Below are 1,334 nucleotides of genomic sequence, written 5' to 3'. Positions count from 1 at the left end.
CCTAGCAGGCTGCTGCAGAAGTCTGGCGTGCCGTTCGGTTTGGAGGATTGTCGCTGTTTTGTCGGAGATCGCATCGTCCGAAGCGGGTCGATCCGGCGGCTTTGGCGGTGTCGCGGTGGGCAGGACGCGCCTCGGCCCGGCTCGGGCCGCCCCTCATGCGACCGCCTCGGCCAGGAGCCTGGGCAGGCGCACGAGGTTGTAGGCGACGACTGCGAAGGTGAAGACCGCCTCGACCTTGGGCTGGGATCGGACCTTCACCTTGGCGAGCCCGGCTTGCGCCTTGATCCAGCCGAAGACCTCCTCGATCCGCTTGCGGCAGCGCAGGCTGATCGCGTAGCCGGGATGGCGGGTGGTGCGGCCGTCGAGGGCGGTCTTGCGCACCTTGCCGGTCTTGGAGACAGCCCCGTTGATCGCGATGTGCGGCGTCACCTGCCGGGCCCGCAGGTCGCCGACGAAGGCTTCGACGTCGAAGAGCTTGTCCGCGCCCAGCGTGATCCGGTGCCGGCGAGGCAGGCGATCGAGCATGGCCAGGGCGGCCTCGCGCTCGGCCGTGCCTGTGGCATGGGTAAGGGTCGCGTCCACCACCAAGCCGTTGCGGTTCTCCATCAGCGCATGGCCGAGGAAGCAGAGCCGGCTCTCCCGGCCGTCAGCCTTGCGGTAGAGCCGGGCATCGGGATCGGTGGTCGAGGCATGGGTCTGGTTCGAGCGCTTCTCCTTGCGGAAGTTCCGCTCGCCGTTGCGGCCCAGCCCCGGCGGTTCGCCCGAGCCGTCTTTCGGCCGGAAGCTTTTCATCGAGGCCCACGCGTCGATCATTGTGCCGCCCACCGAGAAGTGGTCGCTCGACAGCAGCCGTTTGACCGGCTTCAGCGCCAGCAGCCCCGACAGGAAGGCACGGGCGACATCCGCTTCCAGCAGCCGGTCGCGGTTGTGGGTGAACACCGTCGGGTGCCAGACCGCAGCATCGATCTCCAAGCCCACGAACCAGCGGAACAGCAGGTTGTAATCGATCTGCTCCATCAGCATCCGCTCGGAGCGCACCGAGAAGAAGGCCTGCAGCAGCGTCGCCCGCAGCAGCATCTCCGGTGGGATCGAGGGGCGGCCCACCCCTGAGTACAGGCCCTCGAAGCGTTCGCTCAGCCCGGCCAGCACGTCGTCCGCCAGAGCACGGATCGGCCGCAGCGGGTGGTCGGCCGGTACGCGGTCCTCCAGACGGACGTAGCTGAACAGGCTCTCCGACCGTTCCTCACGCCCGCGCATCACCAAGCCTCCGCCCCGTCAGAGACAGAGTGAATCATCTCTCGGATAACCCCACCAGCGACTTCTGCAGCAGCCTG

1 protein-coding gene is annotated in these 1,334 nt (G+C 67.8%); it reads right to left on the bottom strand.

The annotated features are described in order from the left end of the window. Nucleotides 1-153 precede the first annotated feature (153 nt). The gene (locus tag MKK64_RS11935; protein ID WP_243935065.1) at nucleotides 154-1,257 is read right to left on the bottom strand and encodes an IS5 family transposase; all 1,104 of its coding nucleotides are present in this window, start codon (nucleotides 1,255-1,257) and stop codon (nucleotides 154-156) included. Between the last annotated feature and the right edge of the window lie 77 nt (nucleotides 1,258-1,334).

This window comes from Methylobacterium sp. E-025, assembly GCF_022829705.1.
Taxonomy (GTDB): Bacteria; Pseudomonadota; Alphaproteobacteria; order Rhizobiales; family Beijerinckiaceae; genus Methylobacterium.
This window is presented reverse-complemented; position numbering and strand designations above follow the sequence as displayed.